The 25,014-nt window shown below is 72.0% G+C and carries 23 protein-coding genes; 9 read left to right on the top strand and 14 right to left on the bottom strand.

Features of this window, described 5'->3' with window-relative positions; all coding sequences use genetic code 11:
* Nucleotides 1–109: 109 nt before the first annotated feature.
* The 5 genes from OG587_RS39490 to OG587_RS39470 form a co-directional block, all read right to left on the bottom strand.
* On the bottom strand, nucleotides 110–1,072 hold the full coding sequence (locus tag OG587_RS39490) for a DUF7158 domain-containing protein (protein WP_329083946.1): 963 nt from the start codon (nucleotides 1,070–1,072) through the stop codon (nucleotides 110–112).
* Nucleotides 1,069–5,439 carry a glycoside hydrolase family 38 C-terminal domain-containing protein gene (locus OG587_RS39485; RefSeq protein ID WP_329083945.1) on the bottom strand — a complete coding sequence of 1,457 codons (4,371 nt, stop codon included), beginning with the start codon at nucleotides 5,437–5,439 and terminating at the stop codon, nucleotides 1,069–1,071. The genes OG587_RS39490 and OG587_RS39485 overlap by 4 nt, the downstream gene beginning before the upstream one ends.
* A 116-nt stretch (nucleotides 5,440–5,555) precedes the next feature.
* A complete protein-coding gene (locus OG587_RS39480; protein ID WP_329083944.1) occupies nucleotides 5,556–6,386 on the bottom strand; it encodes a carbohydrate ABC transporter permease in 831 nt (276 codons plus the stop codon).
* The gene (locus tag OG587_RS39475; protein WP_329083943.1) at nucleotides 6,383–7,381 is read right to left on the bottom strand and encodes a carbohydrate ABC transporter permease; all 999 of its coding nucleotides are present in this window, start codon (nucleotides 7,379–7,381) and stop codon (nucleotides 6,383–6,385) included. The genes OG587_RS39480 and OG587_RS39475 overlap by 4 nt, the downstream gene beginning before the upstream one ends.
* Before the next feature lie 4 nt (nucleotides 7,382–7,385).
* Entirely contained in the window at nucleotides 7,386–8,630 is a 1,245-nt protein-coding gene (locus OG587_RS39470) for an ABC transporter substrate-binding protein (RefSeq protein WP_329083942.1), read from the bottom strand.
* A gap of 319 nt (nucleotides 8,631–8,949) precedes the next feature.
* Here OG587_RS39470 and OG587_RS39465 point away from each other — a divergent pair, with 319 nt between their 5' ends.
* Both OG587_RS39465 and OG587_RS39460 read left to right on the top strand, forming a co-directional pair.
* Entirely contained in the window at nucleotides 8,950–9,960 is a 1,011-nt protein-coding gene (locus tag OG587_RS39465) for a LacI family DNA-binding transcriptional regulator (protein WP_329083941.1), read from the top strand.
* A 472-nt stretch (nucleotides 9,961–10,432) separates the two neighbouring features.
* Nucleotides 10,433–10,918, top strand: coding sequence for an ATP-binding protein (locus tag OG587_RS39460; RefSeq protein WP_329083940.1), 486 nt, complete (start codon nucleotides 10,433–10,435; stop codon nucleotides 10,916–10,918).
* Between the two features lie 106 nt (nucleotides 10,919–11,024).
* Here OG587_RS39460 and OG587_RS39455 read toward each other — a convergent pair whose 3' ends face one another.
* The gene (locus OG587_RS39455; protein ID WP_329083939.1) at nucleotides 11,025–12,251 is read right to left on the bottom strand and encodes a ribonuclease D; all 1,227 of its coding nucleotides are present in this window, start codon (nucleotides 12,249–12,251) and stop codon (nucleotides 11,025–11,027) included.
* A complete protein-coding gene (locus OG587_RS39450; protein WP_329083938.1) occupies nucleotides 12,248–12,844 on the bottom strand; it encodes a DUF3000 domain-containing protein in 597 nt (198 codons plus the stop codon). Before OG587_RS39450 ends, OG587_RS39455 begins: the two co-directional genes overlap by 4 nt.
* Before the next feature lie 138 nt (nucleotides 12,845–12,982).
* Between OG587_RS39450 and OG587_RS39445 the strand changes: the two genes are divergently transcribed.
* Entirely contained in the window at nucleotides 12,983–13,123 is a 141-nt protein-coding gene (locus OG587_RS39445; protein ID WP_329083937.1) for a hypothetical protein, read from the top strand.
* Nucleotides 13,124–13,543: 420 nt separating this feature from the next.
* The gene (gene hemE / locus OG587_RS39440) at nucleotides 13,544–14,581 is read left to right on the top strand and encodes a uroporphyrinogen decarboxylase (protein WP_329083936.1); all 1,038 of its coding nucleotides are present in this window, start codon (nucleotides 13,544–13,546) and stop codon (nucleotides 14,579–14,581) included.
* 22 nt (nucleotides 14,582–14,603) lie between these two features.
* On the opposite strand, the gene OG587_RS39435 is transcribed toward hemE, so the two are convergent.
* The gene (locus tag OG587_RS39435; protein ID WP_329083935.1) at nucleotides 14,604–15,677 is read right to left on the bottom strand and encodes a DUF4349 domain-containing protein; all 1,074 of its coding nucleotides are present in this window, start codon (nucleotides 15,675–15,677) and stop codon (nucleotides 14,604–14,606) included.
* Between the two features lie 146 nt (nucleotides 15,678–15,823).
* On the opposite strand from OG587_RS39435, the gene hemG reads away from it, so the two are divergent.
* From hemG to OG587_RS39420, 3 genes are all read left to right on the top strand, one after another.
* A complete protein-coding gene (gene hemG / locus OG587_RS39430; protein WP_329083934.1) occupies nucleotides 15,824–17,266 on the top strand; it encodes a protoporphyrinogen oxidase in 1,443 nt (480 codons plus the stop codon).
* Nucleotides 17,267–17,268: 2 nt separating this feature from the next.
* Nucleotides 17,269–17,970: a hydrogen peroxide-dependent heme synthase gene (hemQ, locus tag OG587_RS39425; protein ID WP_329083933.1), complete on the top strand. Its 702-nt coding sequence runs from the start codon at nucleotides 17,269–17,271 to the stop codon at nucleotides 17,968–17,970.
* A gap of 325 nt (nucleotides 17,971–18,295) precedes the next feature.
* Nucleotides 18,296–18,865 carry a hypothetical protein gene (locus OG587_RS39420; RefSeq protein ID WP_329083932.1) on the top strand — a complete coding sequence of 190 codons (570 nt, stop codon included), beginning with the start codon at nucleotides 18,296–18,298 and terminating at the stop codon, nucleotides 18,863–18,865.
* Here the strand turns inward: OG587_RS39420 and OG587_RS39415 are convergent.
* From OG587_RS39415 to OG587_RS39405, 3 genes are all read right to left on the bottom strand, one after another.
* A complete protein-coding gene (locus OG587_RS39415; RefSeq protein ID WP_329083930.1) occupies nucleotides 18,847–18,981 on the bottom strand; it encodes a hypothetical protein in 135 nt (44 codons plus the stop codon). The two genes, OG587_RS39420 and OG587_RS39415, sit on opposite strands and share 19 nt — an antisense overlap.
* Nucleotides 18,982–19,153: 172 nt before the next feature.
* Nucleotides 19,154–19,555 (bottom strand): peptide-methionine (R)-S-oxide reductase MsrB, encoded by a 402-nt coding sequence (msrB, locus tag OG587_RS39410; protein ID WP_329083929.1) that lies wholly within the window; start codon nucleotides 19,553–19,555, stop codon nucleotides 19,154–19,156.
* Nucleotides 19,556–19,564: 9 nt separating this feature from the next.
* On the bottom strand, nucleotides 19,565–19,774 hold the full coding sequence (locus tag OG587_RS39405) for a hypothetical protein (protein ID WP_329083928.1): 210 nt from the start codon (nucleotides 19,772–19,774) through the stop codon (nucleotides 19,565–19,567).
* Nucleotides 19,775–19,907: 133 nt separating this feature from the next.
* Between OG587_RS39405 and pdxR the strand changes: the two genes are divergently transcribed.
* Nucleotides 19,908–21,260, top strand: a complete 1,353-nt coding sequence (gene pdxR / locus OG587_RS39400; protein ID WP_329083927.1) for a MocR-like pyridoxine biosynthesis transcription factor PdxR — start codon at nucleotides 19,908–19,910, stop codon at nucleotides 21,258–21,260.
* A 104-nt stretch (nucleotides 21,261–21,364) separates the two neighbouring features.
* On the opposite strand, the gene OG587_RS39395 is transcribed toward pdxR, so the two are convergent.
* Together OG587_RS39395 and OG587_RS39390 are read right to left on the bottom strand one after the other, a co-directional pair.
* Complete coding sequence (locus OG587_RS39395) at nucleotides 21,365–22,825, bottom strand: MFS transporter (RefSeq protein ID WP_329083926.1); 1,461 nt, start codon at nucleotides 22,823–22,825, stop codon at nucleotides 21,365–21,367.
* Between the two features lie 76 nt (nucleotides 22,826–22,901).
* The gene (locus tag OG587_RS39390; protein WP_329083925.1) at nucleotides 22,902–23,405 is read right to left on the bottom strand and encodes a cupin domain-containing protein; all 504 of its coding nucleotides are present in this window, start codon (nucleotides 23,403–23,405) and stop codon (nucleotides 22,902–22,904) included.
* Between the two features lie 640 nt (nucleotides 23,406–24,045).
* On the opposite strand from OG587_RS39390, the gene OG587_RS39385 reads away from it, so the two are divergent.
* Nucleotides 24,046–24,534, top strand: a complete 489-nt coding sequence (locus tag OG587_RS39385) for an NUDIX hydrolase (protein ID WP_329083924.1) — start codon at nucleotides 24,046–24,048, stop codon at nucleotides 24,532–24,534.
* A gap of 73 nt (nucleotides 24,535–24,607) precedes the next feature.
* Here the strand turns inward: OG587_RS39385 and OG587_RS39380 are convergent, their stop codons facing one another.
* A complete protein-coding gene (locus tag OG587_RS39380) occupies nucleotides 24,608–24,976 on the bottom strand; it encodes a hypothetical protein (RefSeq protein WP_329083923.1) in 369 nt (122 codons plus the stop codon).
* Between the last annotated feature and the right edge of the window lie 38 nt (nucleotides 24,977–25,014).

Below are 25,014 nucleotides of genomic sequence, written 5' to 3'. Positions count from 1 at the left end.
TATTTCTGGGGTTTCCCGGGGTTCATCGCCGCCGGGCCGGTGGCGGTGTGTACGGGGCTGTGGCGGCTCCTGTCCGGGGTTCGGGGGACTTCGGGGGCTTGGGGGGGGGTCAGTGCCGGTGGGTGTGGTCGGGTTGCCGGATGTCGCCGGGATGCTCGAAGCCCGGCAGGAGGACGGCCCTCGCGCACCGCGCGTCCGCCCACAGCGCGAAGCTCCGGCGGCGCCCGGCCTCCAGCAGGTCGGCCCTGATCCGCGGGGCGGCCCGCTGGAGCGTGACGGTCCCCGCCTGGAGCGGGCCCGTGACGAAGGTGTGGCGCTCGATCGGGCCCACGACGGCGTCCTCGGGCGCCGCGAACAGCGCCCTGTCGATCGCCTCGGCGAACTCACCCTGGCGCACCAGGTAGCGGCGGCCGCCGTTGACCGGCCGGTCGTCGTAGTGGTGGGTCACCATGCGGGCGGGACGGCCCCGGTACCTGTCCTGGTTGGCGGCGTAGTAGGCGGCCACCTCGTGGTCGCCGACGGTGACGCCGGCGGTCATCTCCCGGTAGAGGGCCTGCGCGAGCGGACTGGCCGCCAGGACGGCGGCCAGCACGCTTCCGAGCTCCAGCCGCGCGGTGGCGTCCAGCTCCAGCGGGGGCTCCGGGGGATCGCAGGTCGCCGTCAGGCCGCGCCGCGCCGCCTCGTCGGCGACGACCTGCTCGGTGACGAGCAGCTGGACGGCCCAGCGGCGCAGCTGGCGGCCCTCGGTCGTGCCGTCGGCGGGCAGCAGGGGGCCGCGCGGCCCCGCCCGCAGCAGCCGGACGCGCTCCTCGACCCGCGCCACCGTCACGGGCGTCTCCCCGACCCAGGCGGCGACCGCGGGCGTCTCGTGGGCGTGCGCGGCGGTCACGGGCCTATCTCCGGCGTGGGCGGTCACGGGCGTCTCGTGCGCCTGGTGGGTGTGCGCGCCGGTCGTGGACGTCTCTCCGGTGCGGGCGCCGGTCTCGTGCGTCTCGTGGGCGTGCGCGGCGGTCACGGGCCTATCTCCGGCGTGGGCGGTCACGGGCGTCCGGTGGACGTGCGCGGCGGTCATCCGTCCTCCCGTACGAGCAGTGGCACCGCCGGGGAGTACGAGAGCCTGCCGAACCACATGCACTTGAGCAGCACCCACCACGACCCCGGCCTGGCGCCCGGCGGCACGGCCACGTCGATGTGGAGTTCCGCGCCGCCGCCCGCCGCGACCGCGAGGGGATGGGCCGCCGTTCGCACCGCGTCCCACGTCCCCCACGGGCTGATCACCTGGACCTCGCCCCTGATGTCGAAACCGGCGTGGTTGCGCAGCACGGCGGTGAGCCGCCCGCTCTGTCCCGGCGCGAGGGTCAGTCCCTCCCCGGCCGGCTCGACCTCCAGCAGCCCGGCCTGCCCGCCCGGCGCCGGTCGGCCGTGGCCGTCCACGAAGAGGACGTCCTCGTGGACCTGGCCGCCGTGGGTGAGCTGCGCGGCGATCACGTGCGGCCCCTCACCGGCGTCCGGGGCGGGGGTGACGTCCACCTCGAAGGAGGTCCAGCCGCCGGGACCCAGCAGCACCGGCCGGTCGCCGGGGTCGGCGTCCCAGCCGGGTGGGGCCGCGATCCTGAGGTGGCCCTCGGCGTCGGCGTCGACGAGGTCGGAGGCGAGGGTCACGCGCAGCCGGGAACCGGCCCCCGGGTCGCCGGACGGCCGCAGGCTGACGCTCATCGGCTGGTAGCCCAGCGGCGCCGACCCCCTGTTGTGCAGCCAGTAGCGGGAGAAGACCGGCTGCGCGGCCTCGGCCGAGGGGCCCAGCGCCCCGCCGGGCGCGCCCAGGTCCGCGGCCCGTGTCCGGAGCGCGGAGGCCAGGTCCGCGGAAGCCTCCGTGGAGACCCCCGGAGAGACCAGGTGTGACGCGGAGGCCGGATCGGGGACCTGCGGCTGCAGGGCGTACGTCGTGACGCCGCTGGGACCGAGTTCCCCGTGCAGGACGCCGTCCAGCGTCTTGGCCGCGCTGCTCTCGACCTCCAGCATGTCGGCGACGGCCGCCTGGACGAACGGGACGTGCGATCTCAGGCGCAGGGCGGTGTGGCGGCCGTGCGGCTCGTACAGCCGCGCGCTGACGCCCCGGCGGGGGTCGGCGGCGCGCCCGCTGCCGTGCGCGGTCGGGTTGCCGCCCGCCTTGAACGCGGCGAGGACGGCCGCGCCCTGGGGCTCGACCGAGAGCAGCGACGCGGAGGCGGGCAGGGTGCCGGGGTGCGCGTCCTCGACGACGGCCCGGAGCGGGTGGTTGAAGTCGTGCGCCCTGGCCACCAGGCCCGTGTCGCGCCAGTCGCCCCGGCCGCCGGCCAGCGCGTAGTCGAAGGAGTGGCTCCAGTGCTGGAGCTGGAACCCGCTGCCGTCGGGCGCCGTGCGCCTCGGCGGGTCGATCCAGACCCCGGAGGGCCAGCCGGTGCACGAGCGCATGAGCGACAGGTGCATCCGCCCCTCGGTGTCGACGGCGAAGCCGGGCACCCCCCGGTTCAGCACGGCCACGGTGTGGTTGTCGAGGAAGCCCTCTCCCGACAGCTCGCGCGGCTGCGTCACCTCGATCTGGGAGTCGGCCAGATCCGCGACGACCCCGGCCAGCGCCTCCTCGACGTCGTGCGCCGCGATGACGAGCACCGGCAGGTCCGCGGGGGCCCGCAGGTCGGCGTCGGGCCGGAACAGCTCGGCAGGGCCGCGGCCCGCCGGGATCCACAGCAGCGCCCGCCCGCCGGTCGCGAGCTGCCGGTCGAACTCCTCGCGGTAGCGGTCGCCGGCGGCCTCCAGGACGGCCGCGGTGAACGCGTTCTCCTCCGGGCCGCCGACGGCTATCCGCACGTCCGGCAGGTTCGAGTCGAACGCCAGCAGGCCGTACCGGTTCCCGTCCGCGTACGAGCAGGTCGAGGTCACCCCCGACTGTGCGAGACCGACGGCCAGGGCCCGCCCGAGCCCGGCGGTGTCGTCCTCCTCGGGGACCACGATCTCGGCGATCCCGATGGCGCGCAGCCCCGCGGAGACCCCGTCGACGTCGCGCAGCGCGACCCTGGCCGCCGAGCTCAGCCCGAACCACTGGTAGGCCGGGTTGTCGAGGGTCCACGGGTGCCGGGCGGTGTCGACGTCGGGGTGGGCGAACGGGCGGCCGACGACGGCGTGCCCCACCTCGGAGACGGGGAGCGCCCCGGCGACGGCGCACGGCCAGCGCAGCCGCACCAGCTTGTCGTCGCCGTCGAAGGTGTCGACGTGGGTCACGCAGTCCACCCGGTCGATCCCGTGCCACAGCGTGACGACCTGGGTGTAGGTGAGCGGCCCGACCGCCCCGGTGACCGTGACGCGCCGCCCGGCCGGTGACTCCTCGGCGACGACCGCGTGCGCGGGGGCCGAGGCGGAGCCGACGGACGTGCCGTTGGGCAGCAGGTGCCAGGGGCCTTCGCGGAAGGTCGGGTGCTCGGAGTACTCGTCGTACACCACGATCTCGTTGCCCAGCCCGCCCGGGGTGAGCAGCTCGCGCCCGGCGGCCAGGTCGACCAGGCTCCGTACGGCACCGCCGCGCTCCGGGTCGACGGTGAGCCGGTGGTACTCGTTGGCGATGGTGAGCGTGTCGACCGGTCGCCACCCCCGGGGCTCGTCGGCGTCGGTGATCCCGGCGGGCCCGGTGACCAGCCGGTAGGTGCGGTAGCCGACCGAGGGCACCCCGGCGGCGACGAACGCCACCTCGGCGGTGCCCTCCCCGAGGTGCTCGACGACCGAGGGCACGGCCTCGCCCGCGTCGTCGACGACGCCGTGGAACGGCGCGGGCACGGTGACGCGGACCACGTCGGTACGCGTCCAGGCCAGGGCGTTGAACACCGTGACGGCGCGGCCCTCGCCCCGGGTGTCGACGCGGGCCGACAGGTGCCGCAGCGCGGCGTCGTGGACGGTCAGCGACAGGTCGAACGCCTCGCGCCAGCCGGCCAGCAGGTCGAGGTAGACCTGGTCGGACTCGGTCCCGGTGATCGCGTCGTGGTGCGCGCCGTAGACGAGCTGGCGCCAGGCCTTGTCCAGCGCGGCCTCGGGGTAGGCGGCGTCCCCCGCCAGGCAGGCCAGCGTCGCGAACTTCTCCGCGTCGAGCAGCAGGTTCTCCGCGGCCCGCTGCGCGAGCTTGGTGTCGATGTAGGAGACGTCCTTGCCGGTATAGATCGGGTTCATGTCGCGCGTCTGCGGCGACAGCCGCCTGCCGGTGGCCGCCAGCTCCGCGGTGACCGCGGAGAAGAAGTCGCGGGGCAGCGCGCTCACGAACCTGGGCCAGGTGTAGCGGGCGTTCCAGTCGCGGTGGATCGCGGTGACCCACTTGTTCGGCGGGCTGTAGTCGGTGCCGACGGGCAGCAGGACGTTGCGCGTGGCGGCCACCGTCTTCATCCGCAGGAACAGCCGGTAGACCGACTCCTCGGCGTCCGGGAGGGTCTCCGCGGAGTCCATCGACCATCCGGCGCTGTAGTGGGAGGCCATGTAGCTGGTGAGCAGGCCACGGCCGCTCGGCGAGATCCACTCGAACTCGCTGCGGAACTGCATGCCCGCGGGCTCCGCCTGCGGGGTGTCGTACGTGCCCATGGTCAGGCTGGGCCCCCACTGGTGGAAGGGGCCGCGCGCCCAGGAGCTCGACGTCAGCCCGGCGTCGGCCATCAGGCCGGGGAACTGCGGGTCGTGCCCGAACGCGTCGAGCTGCCAGGCGGTGGCGGGGTCGCCGCCGAGGATGTCGCGCTGGAAGCCCATGCCGTAGACGGCGTTGCGGATCGTGGTCTCCGCGCCGGTCAGGTTGGTGTTCGGCTCGTTGTAGGTGCCGCCCATGATCTCCAGGCGGCCCTCGGCGATCAGGTTCCGGACGACCTGGCGGTTCTCCGGGAAGGTGTCCCAGTACGGCTTGAGGTAGTCGACCTCGGCGAGCACGAAACGGTAGTCCGGGTCGCGCCGGGCCAGCTCCAGGTGCGCGTCGATCAGGTGGAAGCCGGTGAACTGGAAGCTCATCCGCTCGGTCTGGGCGCCGGGCAGGGCGTCCCACTCGCTGGTGTATCCGGCCTGGGTGTTCCACCACACCGGGTCGTAGTGGAAGTGCGACACCATGTACACGGTCCAGCCGGGCTCCGCCACGGTCAGCGCGCCGGACGCCACCGCCCTCTCGCCTCCCGCCGCCACCTCCACCGTGACCTCGACCCGCGTGCCGGCCGGCGCGTCCGTGCGCACCGGCACCTCCAGGACCTCCGCGCCCCCGGAACCCGCCGCCGAGGGCGGCGTCGGCAGCGTTTTCAGCGTTTTCAGCGTTGTCAGCGTGCCGCGCGCCCCTCCGGTGACCGTCACCTCCAGCCGCTCGGACGGGTCGGCCCCGGCCGTGTGGACACGCAGGATCTGGCACGGATCGTCTTCCGGGCCGGTGAAGAGCTCGGTGGACTCCACGGAGCCGATCGTCAACATTCAGAGCCTTTGCATGGTCGGGAGGGGGAGGGCCGGGAGGTTTCCGGTGTGCGGGTACGAGGTGTGAGGAGGGGCGGCGGTGCCGGGGGAGTGGTCCCTCAGCCCTTGATCGCCCCGCCGGTGAGGCCCTTGACGAAGCTGCTCTGCAGGGCCAGGTAGAAGACGAGGATCGGCAGCGTGGCGAGGAACATGAAGGCGAAGACCGAACCGAAGTCCGACTGATGCTCGCCGATCGCCCGGTAGACGCCGACCGTGACGGTGGTGCCGCTGTCCGGTCCCAGGACGATCAGCGGGGTGAGGAAGTCGTTCCAGATCCACACGCCGAGGAAGATCAGGACACTGGCCGAGGCCGGGCGCAGCAGCGGGAAGACCACCTGCCAGAAGGTGCGGAAGGTGCTCGCGCCGTCGAGCCTGGCGGCCTCCTCCAGCTCCAGGGGGACCGACTTGACGAACCCCATGAAGAGCAGCACCCCGAATGGCACGTAGTAGCCGAGGTTGACCAGGATCAGCCCCGGCGCCGTGCTCATCAGGCCCAGCGTCCGCAGCACCATGGTGATCGGGGCGAGGATGACCGGCGAGGGGATGAGCAGGCCGCACAGCAGCGTGACCATCACCACCTTGGCCAGCAGGTTCCTGGAGCGGGCGATGTAGTGGCCGAGCATCGCCGACAGCACCGTCAGGATGGTGATCGAGATCGCCGTCACCGCGACGCTGTTGACCAGGCCGTACACGAACAGGTTGTCCGAGCGCGACAGGACGGCGGCGATGTTGTCCATGGTCGGCGGCGACGGCAGGCCCGCCGGGTCGGGCACGATGTCCGCGCCGTGCTTGAAGACGTTGACCAGCACCAGGTAGAGCGGCATGAAGAACACCGCGCTGACGAACAGGGCGACCACCGGGCGCAGCCAGGGGACACGGCCGTCGTTCACTGGGTCACCTCACGTCGTTGCAGCACGCGGAGCACGAGCACCGAGACGCACGCGACCAGCACGAGCATCACCGCGGCCATCGCCGAGCCGTAGCCGACGCGGTTGCCGTTGAAGGAGGTCTGCACCACCTGGAAGGCCATGGTGGTCGTGGTCCCCGTTCCCGGCCCGCCGTTGGTGATGACCTGGATCTGGTCGTACGCCTTGAACCCGGTGATCAGCAGCATCACCGTGTTGATGGTGAGCGCCGGGGCGAGCATCGGCCAGGTGACGTTGCGGAACCGGGCCAGCGGACCGCACCCGTCGATGGCCGCCGCCTCCTGCAGCTCGCGCGGCACGCCCTGCAGGCCGGCGAGGTAGACCACCACGCAGAAGCCGAGCATCTGCCAGGTGATGACCCACGCGATCGTGTAGAGCGCGATGCCCGGGTCGGACAGCCAGCCGGGCGGATCCTCGACGCCCAGGCCGCGCAGCGCGGAGTTGAGCAGGCCGTCGTCGGTGAGAACGACCTGCCAGATGACGCTGACCACCACCGAGCTCAGCACCACGGGGGTGAAGAACACCCCGCGCAGCGCGACGTAGAGCCGGGTGGGCCGGTCGAGCAGCTGCGCGATCAGCAGGCCGCCCACGTTGGCCAGCACCATCACGATGACGGTCACCACGACGGTGTTCGCCAGCGCCTTGAGGAACTCGGCGTCGCCCAGCAGCTCGGTGTAGTTGCGCAGCCCCACCCACTTGGTCGGCGGGTTGAACGGGTTGCGGTTGGTCAGGCTGTAGTACGCCGTCATGCCGATCGGCACCAGGACGAACAGCAGGTACGCCAGCAGCCCGGGAAGGGCGAACAGGGCGAAGGTGGTGATCCGGCCGCTCACCAGCCGTCGGCCGCGCGGCGGCCGGCGGCGGGCGGGGGCGGCCGCGAGGGTCAGGCCGTTCGGGGAGGGCGGGCGGTGCGCCGCGGGAGGATCCCCGCCGCGCACCCCGTGTCGCGTGTCTGCCATGGCGCTACTGCGTCGCCTTCGCCCACTGGTCGTCCAGGTAGGCCGTGAACTCGGAGGTCGGCTTCTTGCCGGTGATCAGGTCCTGGACCGCGACGGCGGTCTTGTCGGCCAGGCCGGGGGGCAGCGAGCCGTCGCCGGTCTCCTGGGAGAAGGCGTTGACGATGGCGTTCTCCGCCATGCCCCGCTCGTAGATCTCGACGGTCGCCTTGTAGACCGGGCCCATGTCCGCCGGGGGCTTGTAGCCCTTGATCGCCGGGATCGAGCCGTCGGCCTTGACGAACGCGTCGTTGTTCTGCTGGTCCTCGTCGAAGGCGAGCGCCCACTTCTTGGCCAGGTCGACGTTGGCCGCGGTGGCGCTGACGGAGGTGCCGCCGCCGGTGAAGGTCGGCACGACCAGGGAACCGTCGTCGGAGGGCCAAGGGAAGGCGCCGATCTCGAAGTCGGGCTTCTTGTTGTCGGCCGAGGTCGCGAACCAGGAGCCCATGGGGTACATGGCGCCCTTGCCGTCGCGGAAGGCCTGCTCGGTGTCGGCGTACGAGCGGCTCAGGCCCGCCGGGTCGATGTAGCCCTTCTTCGCCAGGTCGGCGATCTTCTGGGCGGCCGAGGTGAAGGTGGGGTCGGTGAACTTCACCGAGCCGGCGGCCCGCTGCGTCAGCCAGTCGGGGGTCTTCTTGTAGACGTCCGTGGCGACGGTGCCGGTCAGCGGGTACATGTCCGCCCAGGTGTCCGCGCCGCCGCCGCCGACCACGAACGGGGTGATCTTCTTGGCCTTCAGCTTGGCGGAGATGTCCAGCAGCTGCTGGTACGTCGTCGGCGTCTCGGTGATGCCCGCCTCGGCGAACTGGGTCTTGTTGTAGTAGACCACCGGGATGACCTGCGTGTTGTACGGCAACTGGTAGATCTTGCCCGCGACGGCGCCCGCGGTCGGCGCGACGAAGTTCTTGAGCTCGTCGGCGGTGAAGGCCGCGAACTTGCCCGCCTGCGCGAACCCGGCCGGGTTGACCGACTGGAGGATGTCCGGGAGGTTCCCCGAGGCGTCCAGCTGCTTGGCGTAGCCGGTCCGGTCCACGTTCGGCGTCACGAGCTTCTTGATGGTCACGCCGGGGACCTTCGCGGACGCCCGCGCGATCGCCGCGTCCCAGAACGCCGCGTCGAGGTTCGGCGTCTCGAACACCAGGAAACTCAGCGTGACGTTTCCACCACCGGCGGCGGGCTTCTCCGCCTCGGCACCCATGCCACACCCGCTCACAGTGAGTAGTGTGACCAGGCCAACTGCTATTGATCTACGCAAAGCGCAGCCCTCCTTGCTCCGGCTTCGAGTCTATGAAGCGGAGGCGAGATAACGTTATCTCGAAGGGTAGGGTGTTACCGCCAGGTTTCAAGAGGTGACTTCGCAACGAGTTAGTCACGTCGGGCGGATGAACGCGAGGGTGGCCGATCGGGCCGATCCTCCCGATGATGGGAGCCGGTGGAGACTCGTGGCAGGCTCGTCGGGGCGCGGAAGAGTCCGTGAAGGGACTGCCGGGGGCGCCGATGGCACTGATGGCACGGAGGGGATGGAGGTCACTGTGAACGGCAAGCGCCGCGGTCGCCGGCCGACGATGGTCGATGTGGCGCGAGAGGCGGGGGTGGCGCTGCGCACCGTCTCCCGCGTCGTCAACCAGGACCCCACGGTGGGGCCCGATCTGGCCACCAGGGTCCACGCCGCCATCGCGAGCCTGGAGTACCAGCCGGACGAGCGGGCCCGCCAGCTGCGCCTGGGGGTCACCGGCACCCTGGGGGCGGCCGTCAGGCAGCTCTCGCACGTCAACCCCGTGCTCCAGGCGCTGGAGCGCGCGGCGCGCGCGGCCAAGCTCATGGTGCTCGCCGCCTCGACCGAGGACGACGAGCAGCTGGAGCGCGACGTCGTGATGTCGATGTGCCGGCGCCGCTTCGACGGGATCATCCTCGAACCCATAGGGAGCGGGCACGACTACCTGATCCCCGAGCTGGACGCGGGCCTGTCGCTCGTCGCCGTCGACCGGCCCGTCCACGGTCTCGACGTCGACTGCGTGATCTCCGACAACGTCGCGGGCATCGAGCTCGCCTTCGAGCACCTCGTCCGCCACGGCCACGAGCGCGTCGCCTACATCGGCGACGACGAGCGCATCTTCACCGGCCACGAGCGGGCCGCCGCCTTCCGTGGCTGCCTCGCGGCGCACGGCGCCCCCGCCGAGGGGATGGTCCACCCCGGCAGGATCGAGCCGGGCCGGATCGCCGCGGCGGTCCACGCGGTCCTGTCGGGGCCGTCCCCGGCGACCGCCGTCGTCACGGGGAACGCCACCACCAGCGTCGAGGTGCTGCGCTGCCTCCGGGGCGGCTCCGAGCGCGTCGCCGTCGTCGGGTTCGACGACTCCGAGCTCGCCACCAGCCTGCGCCCCGACCTGACCGTGGTCGCCCAGGACGCCGCGACGATCGGCGGCACCGCGATCGACATGCTCCTGGCCCGCATCGCCGACCCCGGTCGTCCGGTCCGCCGCGTGACGGTGCCGGTGGAGCTCATCGCCCGGGGTTCGGGGGAGTCGCCCCCCGGAGCGTGACGGCTCCGGCCCCGCCCCGCCTATCATCCCCGCTGCCCGCTGCCCGCTGCCCGCTGCCCGCTGCCCGCTGCCCGCTGCCCGCTGCCCGCTGCCCGCTGCCCGCTGCCCGCTGCCCGCTGCCCGCTGCCCGCTGCCCGCCGTCATCACGTGCCGTCCGGGGGCGGTGGCGCCGGGTGTCCGCCCTCGGGAGGCGCGACGCCGTCAGGGGGTGATCGCATTGGTTTCATGACATTCGGCGACACCGCATGCCCGCCGAACTCCACACCGAATTGCGTTCCCCGCGAAAGGGCCGGTACCGAGACGGTACGGGCGAATGTCACGGGTCCTTTCGCGGTCGCGCGGAAAGCGCCCGGAAGCGCGCGCCCGGCGCGTGTCGAGCCGGACACGAAGGGTAGTCGTCCTTCGGAGGGATTCCCCGCGGGGACGGACGTGAAGACGGCGATTCGTGAAATCCAGGTGGAGGGCTTCGGGTATGGAGACGGGAAAGCTCACGGAGGTATTTCTGGACAGTGCCTACGAATCGGTCGGGCGGGCGCGCCGAGAGACGCGCGAGGCCCTCGGCCTGGACCACGTCCTCCTGCCGGATGTCGTCCAGGCGGTCTCGGAGCTGCTGGCGAACGCCGTGGAGCACGCCGACCGCGGCCTGGTGGGCGACCTGATCGGCCTGACCCTGACCGCCACCCTCGACTCCGTCCACGTCGAGGTATCCGATCCCGGCTCCGCCTCCCGTGCGCCGCACATCCCGCTGGACCAGCCTCCCGGAGCCAGGCGCGGTCGCGGCCTGCTCATCGTCGACCGGCTCTCCGGCGGGCGCTGGGGGACCCGCGAGCACGGCCGTGGACTGGGCCGGACGGTGTGGTGCGCCATCCCCTACGTGCGGCCGGAGTATGCCGGGGACGAGGACGACGAGGCGGAGCGATCCCTGCCCCGGGCACTCTCGGCGACCTGCCGGAACTGAGGCGATCTGGAACGTTCCGGAATCCGGAGGCCCAGGCCGGGCGGACGCGCCCAGCCTGGCCTCGGGGTGGAACGAGCAATGATCTACTTTGTAAAGGGCGAGGGCCTCACACCTGGCCCTTGATCTCCAGGCGGAGCAGGGCCTTGGCGATCGGGTGGGCGGTCAGCCCGATCTGCCACTCCCTGGCGCCCAGCTCGCGCAGCCGGGCGATCACGGTCTCGTCGTCGATGACCGGGGGTGGCTCCCAGGTCAGGCGGCGTACCGCGTCGGGCTGGATCAGGTTCTCCGCGGGCATGTGGTGCTCGTCGGCGAGCGCGGCCACCGCGGCCCTGGCTGCGGCGAGCCGGCGGGCGGCCACCGGGTCGCGGTCCATCCACCGGTTGGCCGGTGGCGGCCCGTCGCCGGGGGTGCTGGGCTGCGGCAGCTCAGAGTCGGGCAGCGAGCGGGCGTTGCCGATCGCGGCCAGCCAGTCGCGCAGGTGCCGCCGCGCGCTGCGGCCGGTGAACGGGGGGATGTCGGTGAGCGCCTTGGTGGTGCGGGGCAGCTCCAGGGCGGCCGTGACGATCGCCGAGTCGGGCAGGACCCGGCCGGGGGCGACGTCGGACTCGCGGGCGAGCCCGTCGCGGAGCGTCCACAGCTCCCGTACCACCGCCAGCCCGCGCAGCGAGCGGACCTTGTGGATTCCCGAGGTGCGCCGCCACGGGTCGGAGCGCGGGGCGGGGGTCTTGTGCGCGAGTACGGCGGCGAACTCCTCCCGCGCCCACGCCAGCTTGCCGCTGGAGGCCAGCTCCTCGTACAGGATGTCGCGGAGCTCGATCAGGACCTCGACGTCGAGCGCGGCGTAGCGCAGCCAGTCCTCCGGCAGGGGGCGGGTGGACCAGTCGGCGGCCGAGTGGCCCTTCTCCAGCCTGAATCCGAGGACGTTCTCCACCATCAGGCCGAGCCCGACCCGCTCGTAGCCGAGAAGCCGGCCGGCCAGCTCGGTGTCGAACAGCTCACGCGGGTGGAAGCCCACCTCCGCCAGGCACGGCAGGTCCTGGGAGGCCGCGTGCAGCACCACCTCCGCGCCGGCCAGTGCCGCGTCGAGCTCCGACAGGTCGGGGCAGCGTATGGGGTCGATCAGGGCGCTGCCCGCGCCGGCGCGGCGCAGCTGGACCAGGTAGGCGCGGCCGCTGTAGCGGTAGCCGGAGGCGCGCTCGGCGTCGACGGCGACGGGGCCGGTGCCCTCGGCGAAGGCGCGCACCACGCGCGCGAGAGCGGCCGGGTCCTCGACGACGGGTGGGATTCCCTCGCGAGGTTCCAGCAACGGGACTACGGTCGTCTCATCGGTCACGTTCTGAAGGGCTCCGGATCTTCGCGACGGCGCGGCGGCAGCGCCGCCACGTCGGGTGGCAGGGGTGGTATGCCCGCGGCGAGGCACATCAGGTCGCACCAGGCGGCGACATGGCCGGAGAGGTCCTCCTGCAGCGGCGACCAGGACGCGCGCAGCTCCAGCTCGGTGGTCACCGGATCCTCGGCCTTGTTGCCGAAACCCTCGGAGACCGCCCGGGTGACGGTGCCTCCGGCGGCGGCGTAGCCGGCGTCGTGCGCGTCGAGCGACTCGGTGAGCCAGCTCCACGCGACGGGGCCGAGCAGCGGGTCTTCGGTGATCTCCGGCTCCATGTCGGCCCGCACGTAGGCGACGAGCCGGAACTGGCCGTCCCAGCCGCGCTGGCCGTCGGGATCGAAGAGCACGATGAGGCGGCCGACCGCGAGCTCGTCGTCGTCGCGGTACACCGACGCGCCGATCGCGGCCGAGTAGGGGGCCAGGCGCTGCGGGGCCGGGATGTCCTCCAGCTCGATCTCGGGCCTGACCTCCGCGGGGTGCATGCTCGCCACCGCGCGCCTGAAGGCGGCGGGAGCGGGCGGCGCGTCACCGACGGTCATATCGGAAGCGTAGGTCGAAACTGATCGCATGGGGACCACTGGGGTGTGTGTAGGAGCCATTGGAACCGATCAAGCCGCTGCCGGCGGCCTGCGGAGGGCGGAGGCGACCCCGCCGATGGGCACTCCCAGGAGGGGCGCGTGACCGTGCCCGGCGCGGACCCGTCCGGCACCGGCCCGTTCCGGGTGCTCGCCCCGGCCGTGACCGCCGGGGTGGGATCGTCGTTCGGGGACCCGCCCGCGGGCGCAGGAGGCACGGTGCTCACCGCGACGTTCGGGTGAACTCCACATGGTGGACATCGCACGGGCCTTTCGTCGGGTCGTGGTCCGACGTTGGCACGTCGCGCCGACATTTCCGCGCAGCGTGCTCGGCGTGTCCCCAAAGTGGTGCGGGAATCGATGCCGCGCGGTGACTTGGCGAACATTTGGACCAGCCGGGGGCCGGGCCAGGATCGCCGATGGGAGGAACTGTACCCGGAAACATGATCGCTTCGCTCCGCGTGATGTCACCTGCCGCGTGCCAACATCGGATTTCAGCGGACGAAGCTCTCAAAACCGGTAAGACACGATCATTATCATCACTTGGAAGTGTCTGGGTGGTGTGACGTGTCATCTCATTGAATAGCTGGTGATTTCGTATCGATCTTCTCGGCCGTCGGCCGTGGTGAACCGACCGGTCCGCCGACATGGCACCCTGGTGGGGTGACTTCCGAGCTCGCCGACTCCGCTTTCCTGCGCGCCTGCCGCCGCCGGCCCGTCTCCCACACGCCGGTGTGGTTCATGCGCCAGGCCGGTCGCTCGCTGCCCGAATACCGGGCGCTCCGCGAGGGGGTGCCGATGCTCACGGCCTGCGCCACCCCCGAGCTGGTCGTGGAGGTCACGATGCAGCCGGTCCGCCGCTACGGCGTGGACGCGGCCATCCTCTTCAGCGACATCGTCGTCCCGCTCAAGGCGATCGGCGTCGACCTCGACATCAAACCCGGCGTCGGACCGGTGGTGGCCACGCCGATCAGGGACGCCGAGGCGGTCAGGACGCTGCGCCCGATCGAGCCGGACGACGTCTCCTACGTCACCGAGGCCGTCCAGGCGCTGACGAAGGAGCTGGGCGCGACCCCCCTCATCGGTTTCGCGGGAGCGCCGTTCACGCTGGCGTCCTACCTCATCGAGGGCGGCCCCTCCAAGAACCACGACCACACCAAGGCCATGATGTACGGCGAGCCCGAGCTGTGGCACGCCCTCATGGACCGGCTGACCGAGATCACCCTGGGCTTCCTGCGCGTGCAGCTCGCCGCCGGGGCCTCCGCCGTCCAGCTCTTCGACTCCTGGGTCGGTGCGGTGTCGCGCGACGACTACCGCGAGTTCGTCCTCCCCTACACCAGCCGGATCTTCGAGGGCCTGGCCGGTCTGGACGCCCCGCGCATCCACTTCGGTGTCGGCACCGGCGAGCTGCTCGGCCTGCTCGGCCAGGCGGGGGCCGACGTCGTGGGCGTCGACTGGCGGGTCCCGCTCGACGAGGCCGCCTCGCGGGTCGGTCCGGGCAAGGCGCTGCAGGGCAACCTGGATCCGGCGATCCTGCTCGCCCCGTGGGAGGTCGTCGAGCGCCGCGCGGGCGAGATCCTCGCCCGCGCGGCCGGGACCGAGGGGCACGTGTTCAACCTGGGTCACGGAGTGCTGCCCGGCACCGATCCCGACCAGCTGGCCCGCCTCACCGACTTCGTCCACGAGGCCTCGGCTCACTGACCGGCCCGCGCACCCGGGGCGTTCACCCGGGGGCGCCGCTCCTCCCCGAGCTCATGGGGGCGGGCCCCTCGCCCGCGTCGTCGTCCGTGTCGTCATCCTCGTCGTCGTCCGGCTCGGGGTCCGCGGGAGCGGGGGCGAGCGGCCTGTCGCCCCGCCCTCCGCGGCGCAGGCGGAGTACGAAGGCCACCGCGAGCCAGAGCAGGCCGATCAGGACCAGCCAGGGGAGCAGCACGCCCAGGAGCGTCAGGCCGATCTTGACGGCGGTGACGAAGGCCTTCCACCCCGTCCGCAGGCCGCCGAGGAAGCCGGACGGTTCGTCGTCCTCCTCCTGGATCACCCTCGTCGGGCCGATCAGGTTCAGCGTCAGCGTCGCCACGCTCGTCTGCGAGGCGAGGGTCTTCTGCCTGGCCTGCAGGGACTCCAGCTCGCTCTCGCGGTTGGAGACCTCCCGCTCCACGTCGAGCACCTCGCCGATGGTGTTGGCCCGCTTCAGCAGCGTGCGCAGCGAGTCGAGCGCGGCCTTGGCCGACTTCAGCCGGCTCTCCACGTCGGCCACCTGCTCGGTGACGTCCTCGGTGTTCTGCTGCAGCGACTCGCGGGTGCCCAGGTCCCTGCCCAGGAGGTCGAGCGTGCCGGGATAGTTCCCCGGCGGGATCTTGAAGACCAGCGTCGCGGAGCCCTTGCCGCCGGAGCGGGCGTTCGACCTCTCCATGGCCAGGTAGCCGCCCGCGGTGGTGACGATCTGCCGGGCCCTGTCGGCCGCGGCGGTGACGTCCTTGGCCCTCACCGTCATCTCCGCCGTGTAGATGATGGCCCGGTCCTGGGGGACCACCTTCACCTGGGCGGTCTTCTGGGAGTCGCCCTGGGGGGCCACCTTCACCTGGGCGGTCCGCTGGGACTTGCTCTCGGAAACGGCGTCCCTGCCCGAGGCGTCCTGCGGGGCCGTCTCGGGCAGGGCCGCCCGTGCGCTCGCGGCGGTTGCCGCGCCGCCGTAGGACGCGCTCTGCGTGTCGGCGCCGCCCCCGCAGGCGGACACCAACAGCGCCAGGCCCACCAGGGGAGCCGCCAGGCGCGGACCGTACCGGAATCTGCTCATGAACCTCATGACGCCGGGCACGGCGAAGAGGTTCGGCGGGAGGCAGTCACGATGGCGTCACGTTCTCCGCGCCGCCGGGTCACGGGGCGCCAGAGGCGCAAGGCGGGATACGCGGGCGGAAGGAGGGGGCGATACGGTCGGGAGTCATGGAAGGCAAGCGGAGGCATGTGGTGGTCGTCGGCGGCGGGATCGCCGGCCTGGCCGCCGCGTGGCACCTGCGGCAGCGCGGCGAGCACCTCAGGGTGACCGTCCTCGACGGCGCCCCGCGGGTCGGCGGCAAGCTCCACGCCACCGAGGTGGCGGGGGTCACGATGGACGCGGGGGCCGAGGCGATGCTCGCCCGGCGGCCCGAGGGCAGGGAGCTGGCCGAGTTGGTCGGCCTGGGCGACGAGCTGAGGCCGCCCGGCACCACCCGGGCGGGCATCCTGACCAGGGGCGCGCTGCGGCCCATGCCGGAGGGGCACGTCATGGGCGTCCCCTCCGACGTCCTCGCACTGGCCAGGTCGGGCGTCCTGAGCCCGGGGGGTCTCGCCCGGGTGCCGCTGGACCACGTCCTCCCGGCCACGCGCGTCACCACCGACGTGTCGGTGGCGGCGTACATCCGGGCCAGGATGGGCGGGGAGGTGGTCGACCGGCTCGTCGAGCCGCTGCTCGGCGGCGTCTACGCGGGCAGGGCCGAGTGGCTCTCGCTGGACGCGACCATGCCGAGGATCGCCGTCGCGGCCAGGTCCGAGCGGTCGCTGCTCGCGGCGGCCAGGGAGATCGCCGCCGACGCCCCCAAGGACGCCGGGCCCGTCTTCACCACGCTGCGCCGGGGGATGGGCAGCCTGCCCGGAGCCGTCGCCGCCGCCTCCGGGGCCGAGATCAGAACCGGCGTCACGGTCAGGGAGCTGCGGCGGACCGAGGACGGCTGGCTGCTGGTCACCGGTCCCGTCCCCGCGCCGGAGATCGTCGAGGCCGACGCGGTGATCATCGCCGTTCCCGCCCCCGCGGCGAGCCGCCTGCTCGCCCGGGAGGTGCCCCGGGCCGCCGCGGAGCTGGCCAGGATCGAGTACGCCAGCATGGCCATCGTCACCCTCGCCTACCCGCGCGCGGCGTTCTCCAGGCCGCCGACCGGCAGTGGCTACCTGGTCCCGGCCGTCGACGGGCGGCCGATCAAGGCCGCCACGTTCAGCTCGGTCAAGTGGCCGCACCTGACCGAGGGCGACCCCGGCCTGGTCCTGCTGCGCTGCTCGATCGGCAGGATCGGCGAGGAGGCCGTGCTCCAGCGCGACGACGCGGAGCTGGTCGCGCTGGCGATGGCCGAGATGGTGGAGGTCATGGGCGTGCGCGGACTGCCCCGCGACTCGCGGGTGACCCGTTGGGGAGGCTCCCTGCCGCAGTACGAGGTGGGCCACCTCGACCGGGTGGCCCGCATCCGGGCGGCCGCCGCCGAGCAGCCGGGCCTGGCCCTGTGCGGTGCCGCCTACGACGGCCTCGGCGTTCCCGCCTGCGTCGCCACCGCCCGTACCGCGGCGGCCCGGATTCTCGACCACCTGGATCCCGCGAGAGAATGGCAGAACAGCACCGATTCGTTGACAAAGGGGTGACGATGACGAACGCGAACCCGCGGCCCAAGGCGCGCGACCTGAACCAGGTGATCCGCTACACGATGTGGTCGGTCTTCAGGATGAAGGAGCGCTGCCCGGGCCACCGCGAGGGCATGGCCGCCGAGGTCGAGGAGCTCATGGCCCAGATGGAGCGCAAGGACGTGGTCACCCGCGGCCTGTACGACGTGGCGGGCTTCCGCGCCGACGCCGACTTCATGTTCTGGTGGCACGCCCCGACGGCCGAGGACCTCCAGGAGACCTACTCGCGCTTCCGCCGCACCGGCCTGGGACAGCTGACCGAGCCGGTCTGGTCGGCGATGGCGCTGCACCGCCCGGCCGAGTTCAACAAGTCACACATCCCGGCCTTCCTGGCCGAGGAGGAGCCGCGGGCGTACGTGAGCGTCTACCCGTTCGTGCGCTCCCTGGAGTGGTACCTGCTGGACGACGCCGACCGCCGCCGGATGCTCGCCGAGCACGGGCGGATGGCCCGCGACTACCCCGACGTGCGGGCCAACACCGTCGCCTGCTTCTCGCTGAACGACTACGAGTGGATGCTGGCGTTCGAGGCCGACGAGCTGCACCGCATCGTCGACCTGATGCGCGTCCTGCGCGGCGCCGAGGCCCGGCGGCACACCCGTGTGGAGATCCCCTTCTACACCGGGGTTCGTAAGCCCCCGAGCGAGCTGATCGCGGCGCTGCCGTAGCCGCCGCGAGCTTCCGTCGCCGCGGGGCTCCGGCCCGGCGGCCTCGGAGGCGCCGCTCCGTGAACTCCGGGAGCCCGCGAGCTCCGTGGGTTCCGGGAGTTCCGGGAGTTTCGCGAGGTGAAGGACGTGTCTCCTGTGACGGCCCGGCGAAAAATAATCCGGTGAAGGTCTCTTTACCTTCCCTTGGCTTTGCCATACTCGGGGAAAATCCCCCGTCTATGTGAGGCCAAGGGTGAAAAGGGGCGAGGATCTGGCACGGTCCAGGAGGCGTGCTCGGGGGCGCCGGAGAAAGAAGAAGTCTCGCTCACGCGTTCTCGAGGTCTCGGTGGCCGTCACCGCCTTCGCGGTGGGGGCTCTCGCGGTGAGCGGGTGGTTCTCCGGTGGGCAGGCCCCCGCGGGCGGGACGGTCCAGGCGCCGGTTCCCGGCGGCGTGGCCGCGATGGCGCCGCCAGGGGCCCCTGCGGGCGGCGCGGTGGTGGCCGCGGAGGTGGACGGGAAGGACGCGAAGAGCGAGGAGGCGGCCGTGAAACGGTCCAAGACCGAGAAGAAGCGCAAAAAGGACAGGGAGGCCGAGGCGTCGGGGCCGTCCAAGCACACCGACAAGAAGGCGGTGGCCTACTTCGAGAGCCGCAAGGTGACCAAGCGGGTCAAGGACATCCGCATGGTTGGCGGCTATCTGCGGATATATACGGACCTGCCGGAGACGGCGGACAACTCGAAGCAGGCGATCAAGCTCTGCGAGGCGGGCGTCGACTATCTCGTCGGAGAGCTCGGCGTGCCCAGCCCCGTGGTCTTCGTCCAGGCCGAGTTCGGGGAGAACGGCAACCCGGTCCTGGCCAACGTGCTCGGCCCCGACGACTCCGACTGCCGCGTCACCTATCCGAGGCCGCGATAGTCGGCACGGCGTATCACCGAGATCACCCGGACCCTGGTCCTGCCGCAGACGGAGCAGCGCTGGGTGACCACCCGGCCGATGGTCTCGATGATCTCCCATTTGTGGCGGAGATGCACGGGGGCTCCTTAGACGATCACGCTACGGAGATCTCCGAATACTGTGCGTCATATCGCCCTGCCCCTCCTGGCGGCCCGCTAACCTGCCGGACGGTGTGACATGGCTGTCCGAGCGCGTGAAGGCCCCGCCGGAGGTGTGGTCCGGCGGGGCCTCCGCATGTCGGCCGGTAGCTTACTCGACGGGCTCCAGTTTCAGCGAGACGGAGTTGATGCAGTAGCGGTCGTCAGTGGGCGTACCGTAGCCCTCGCCGTGGAACACGTGGCCGAGGTGCGAGTCGCAGGTCGCGCATCTGACCTCGACGCGGGTCATGCCCATCGAGCGGTCCTCGATCAGTGTCACCGCCTCGGACTCCGACGGCTCGTAGAAGCTGGGCCAGCCGCAGTGGCTGTCGAATTTGGTGTCGGACCGGAACAGTTCGGTGCCGCAGGCCCGGCAGCTGTAGACGCCCACGGTCTTGGTGTCGACGTACTCTCCGGTGAAGGGGCGCTCGGTCCCCGCCTGGCGGAGCACGCGGAACTCCTCGGGAGAGAGCTGGACGCGCCATTCGGCGTCGCTCTTTACCACCTTGTCCATTCCACCAGCCTATGCGGTCGCCGAAGCGGGCGGAGGGGCGAGATCCGGGGCCCGGGCGGGGGCGTTCTTTTCCACCTCGCGCGGGTGGCGCCGGGCTCGGCGCTCGTCCAGGCCCTCACGTGCGGCGGCGTCGAAGCCGATGAGGGCTTTGAACGCGCGCGGCGCGGCTGCGGCGAAGTTGACGCGTGAGGGGTGGGGGTCTGCGGGGGCGTGGGTCATGGGGCTAGCCTAGGCACTCCAGAGACCGATCGAAGGGTGCAGTCAGGTGCCGGATCATCGGGTCAATTCTGCCCGTGAGGCGGGCTCTGACCTACATCTTGAGCTGTCGCCGACGGGGTCTCGACGTGCGGCGGTGGCGGCGGCCCTGCGCGAGGCGGTGCGCAGCGGGCGGCTCGCGGCGGGGACCCGGCTGCCACCGTACCGGTCGCTCGCCGTCGACCTGGGGGTCGCGCGCAACACGGTCGCGGATGCGTACGCCGAGCTGGTCGCCGAAGGCTGGTTGACCGCCCGGCAGGGCTCGGGCACCCGAGTGGCCGAGCGGGTCGCGGCCAAGCCACAGCGTGTCCCCAGGAAGGGGCCCGGCCGCGAGGCCGCCGCCCATGACCTCCGGCAGGGGCAGCCCGATGCGACATCCTTTCCCCGCGCCGCCTGGGCCACGGCCGCCCGTCGCGCGGTGACCGCCGCACCGCACGACGCCTTCGCCCCCGCGAACCCCCAGGGACGTCCCGAACTACGCCGCGCGCTCGCCGAGTACCTCGCCCGGGCGCGCGGCGTGTCGGCTTCACCGGAACAGATCGTTGTCTGCGCCGGGTTCGCGCACGGGCTGCGGCTGCTCTTCGGTGGCGGCGTGCTGTCCGGATCGCTCGCCGTCGAGCCGTACGGCCTGCCCTTCCATCGCGGCATCCTGGCCGATGCCGGAGTGCGCACGATCCCGCTGGGGCTGGACGCCCGCGGCGCGCGCACCGACGAACTGGCGTCGCACCCCGGCACCTCCTCGCGGCGCGGCGCACGTGCCGTCCTGCTCACTCCGGCACACCAGTTCCCGACCGGCGGCCCGTTACATCCGACGCGTCGTGCCGCGGCCGTCGACTGGGCGCGAGGCCGTGACGGGGTGGTGCTGGAGGACGACTACGACGGCGAGTTCCGCTACGACCGTGAACCCGTGGGCGCCGTTCAGGGGCTCGATCCCGACCACGTCGTCTACATCGGCTCGGTCAGCAAGAGCCTGTCCCCGGCGATCCGGCTCGGCTGGTTGGTCCTGCCGCCGCACCTGGTCGGCGCCGTGCTCGCGGCCAAGGGATTGCGCGAGGCGTGGACGGGTGTGACCGACCAGCTCGCGCTCGCGGAGTTCATCGCCTCCGGGCAGTACGACAAGCACATCCGTCGCATGCGGCAGCGTTATCGCGCCCGCCGCAACCTGCTCGTCATGGCGCTGGCCGAGCACGCCCCGCATATCAGGGTGACGGGCATCGCGGCCGGGCTGCACGCGGTCCTGCGTCTGCCGCCGGGCACCGAGGCGGCCACCGTCAAGGCGGCCACCTGGATGGGCGTGGCGCTCGACGGCCTGGCGATGTTCCGCCACTCCGGCAGCCCCGAACCCCACCGAGACGGTCTGGTCGTCGGATATGCCACACCCCCCGAACACCGCTATCGACCGGCGCTGGAGGCGCTGTGCCGGGCCCTGCCACCCCTGCCTGACGCCTGAGCCGTGCCCCGCGCTCGCCGGAGGGGGCCCGGAATGCCGAAGCGTGGTGCCGCCCGGGGAAAGGGGCGGCACCACGCTGCGGACTGTTTTGAGCCGGGTGTCGGTCAGACATGCACGACCGGGCGGCTGTCAGGCTGCGCTTCGCGCTCGGTGACCTGCTCGGTGTTCTGCCTGCGCAGGCCGAGTGCGACCAGCGCGGTCACCGCGATGCCCGCCGCCGCGATCAACACCGCGGTGCGCAGCCCGTCGTTCGTCGCGGTGCGCAGCGCCTGGCCGGCGAGTCCGTCCAGGCCCGTGTTGGCGGCCGCCACCAGCAGCGCCAGGCCGACCGCGCCGCCGATCTGCTGGCCGGTGGACGCGACGCCCGAGGCGATGCCCTGGTCCTCGGCGGCCACCCCGAGGGCGGCGGCGCCGAACATCAGGGTGTAGCCGGCGCCCTGGCCGATCCCGAGCACGAGGAGTCCGGGGATCAGCGCGGCGTACGAGGCGCCGGTGGCCATGGTCGCGCCGACGATCACAGCGCCGACGCCGCCCACCACCAGCGCGGCGACCAGCACCGGCCGGATCCCGTACCGGGTGGCCAGCCTGCCCGCGGTCTGCGAGCCGACGGTGATGGCGGCCATCGGCACCAGGAACGCCAGTCCGGTGGTCAGCGCGTCGTAGCCGTGCACGCCCTGGAAGTACACGCTCAAGAAGTACAGCAGGGTGCCAAAGGTGCCCATGTACAAGAACGTGACGACCGTCCCCACGCTCAGGTTGCGGTTGGCGAACAGGCGCAGCGGCATCAGCGGGTCGGCGCAGCGCCGTTCGATCGCGACGAACACGGTGAGCAGGACGGCGCCCGCGACGGCGGCGGCCAGCACGGCGGGCGAGAGCCATCCGGACTCCGGCCCCTGCACCAGAGCGAACACCACGGCCGTGACACCGATCGTCGAGGTGAGCGCCCCCGCGACATCCATGGAGCGGCCGGCGATGCGCCGCGCGTCCGGTGAGATCAGCACGAAGGTGAGCAGGGCGGCGGCACCGGCGAGGGGCACGTTGACGAAGAACACCGACTCCCAGCCGAACGCGTCCGTCAGCACGCCCCCGAGCAGGGAGCCGAGAATCATCCCGCTGCCGCCTGCCGTGCCCCACACCGCGAACGCCCTGTTGCGCTCGCGTCCTTCGGCGAAGCACGTGGAGACCAGGGTGAGTGTCGCGGGGAACAGGAACGCGCCGCCGATCCCCTGTACGGCCCGGGCCGCGACCAGCACGGTGGCCGATTCGGCCAGGCCGCCGAGCAGCGAGGAGGCCGCGTACAGCCCGAGCCCGACGGCGAACATCCGCCGAGGTCCGAGCAGATCACTCGCCCGTCCGCCGAGCAGCAGGAAGCCGCCGAACGCGACGGCGTAGGCGCTGATCACCCACTGCAGGTTCTGCGCGGAGAAGCCGAGGCCAGAGCCGATCTCGGGCAGGGCGACGTACACGATGTTGTAGTCGATCGAGATGATCAGCTGGGCGAACGCCAGCAGCGCCAGGGTCGCTCCCGGGCGGCGCCGCGGTGCCTTGGGCATGGTCGAGGGCATGACGGAGGCTGCTTTCCTGAGAAGGTACGGGGAGTGGTGCCAGGCTGGGCCACGGGGGCGTGGCCCAGCCGAGTGCTCAGCGTTCGGTGAGTGCCTTCGACCAGACAGGGCTGTCGAAGTAGTGGTTGTCGTACTTCTGTGAGCTGTCGCGGATGTCCTGCACCGTGGCCTCGCCGCGATAGACGCGCTCCAGCAGCCGGTAGTAGTCGAAGCGGTGCAGGCCGGGGGTGAAGACCACCAGCATCTCGGCCTCACTGCCAGGGGCGGGCGCGAACGCGTGCGGCACGGTCGGCGGGACGGTCAGGAAGTCGCCCTTGCCCAGGGTCAGGATCTCGTCGTCCACGAGGATGCGCATCGTGCCGTCCAGGACGAAGAACATCTCGGTGGCCTTGGTGTGGAAGTGCGCGGGAGCGCCCGGCGAGCCCTTGCGGAAGGACGCCTTGTTGGCGGTGAGCGCGCCGCCGGTCGCGCCCGCGTCGGCGAGCAGCGTGATCAGGCTGGTGGCGCCGTCCTGCAGGGACTCGGCGTTCGCCGCGTGGACCAGAACGGGGGTGGTCGGTTGGTTCGTGACGGCGTTCATGGATTCTCCCGGATGTCCGGCCCGACTTCTCACCAGGCCCTGCTTGCTGACACCGACGAATCTACGGCGCGTAAAGACCCATGAAATGGTTCATTCGATGGCAAGATTTGTGGGTCAATTAGCGTCCCTGGAGGGGCGTTGCGCACGGCCACCACCGCGTACGCGTGGCGCGCCCGGTCCCTGAGCGCGGACGCTTCCGGGTGCCGGCCAGTACTCCGGCTTGCGGCCGGAAAAATCTTTAAGGGTGAAGCATCCTATGATGACCGTTTTGGCGTCTTTAGAGGTATGGGGGGTGTTCCACCTTCCCGCTGAGGGGTGAAATCACCTGTCGGCCGTTCCGCGCTCTGCGGGCCGGCCACGAGGCCACCGTCCGGGTGGCGCGCCAGCACCTGGACACCGGTGGGTACGACAGGTGATCATGCGGTCCGTCCCGTTGAGTGCCCGGTCCCGCCGCCGTGGCGGCTCCGGGGCGGACCCACCCGTTCCGTCCGTCGTTCCTGATCGACGGCCCCTGTGCGCGATCCAGGGACGGGCGCGGCGGTCCCCGATCCCGCCGTGCGGCCCTGCTTCCGGGTGGCCTACGGTTGTTCCCGACCGGCGGGCGGGTGCCCGCGCCTCCCCTCACCCAGGACGGACTCCCTTGAGCGACCGCGACGACGATCCGGCCCCCGTCGACCCCCGTCCGGCGGGTCGCTCCCACATCGGGGTCAGCTGCAGCTTCGTCTGCCACGACGGCAGGGGCCGCGTCCTCCTCCACCTGCGCGGTCCCGGGGCGAGGGACAGCCGCGAGGTGTGGGACTCCGGCGCGGGCGAGCTCGGGTTCGGCGAGGACTTCGAGGAGTGCGTCCGGCGCGAGGTGGGGGAGGAGTTCGGCGCCACCGTTCTGGACCTGGTCCAGGTGGGGGTGGCCAACGTGAGGCGGACCTCGGGAGACCTGCTGACGCACTGGGTGTCCGTCCAGTTCGCGGTGCTGGTCGACCCGGGGGAGGTCACGCCGTCGGAGCCGGATCGCATCGGGAGCCTGACCTGGTTCGGCGAGGGCGAGCTGCCGGCCGCCCTGCACCCCGCGCTGCCGGGCCTGCTCACCCGCGCGGCACCCCACATCGGCTGGTCGGCCGCGCACGCCTGAACGGGGAACCTCCCGGGGCGTGTCCGCCTGGCGCGGGAGCGTGGACGGGAACGGGGGCGAGGCGAGGGCGGAGTCAGCCCTGGCGCCGCCCGGCGGTGAACGTCACGTTCACGCCGATGACCCCGACCCACATGAGCACCAGGACGAACCCGAGGAGCGAGTCGCCCAGGCCGGAGTAGGACACCGCGATCGTCCCCGGCACCCCGAGCGCGAGCGAGATGATCGCCAGGGCCAGCCGCTGCCCGGCGTCCACGGAGGGGCGGACCGCCGGGCTCTCCTTGCGGGCGCGGGCGGCGAGCCGGTCGTCCACCCGCTTGTCGATCTCCTGGTCCATCTTCTCCAGAAAACCCTCGACGAGGGAGTCTTCGTATTCCGGCCCGAGGTGGCGGCGGGCCTCGAGCGAGGCTCGCAGGTCGTCATCGGAGGAGGAGGTTCGTGGCATATTCGAGATATATCGTTTCTTCGATGGGATGTCCATAC

The organism is Streptosporangium sp. NBC_01469 (genome assembly GCF_036227305.1).
Taxonomy (GTDB): domain Bacteria; phylum Actinomycetota; class Actinomycetes; order Streptosporangiales; family Streptosporangiaceae; genus Streptosporangium.
This window is presented reverse-complemented; position numbering and strand designations above follow the sequence as displayed.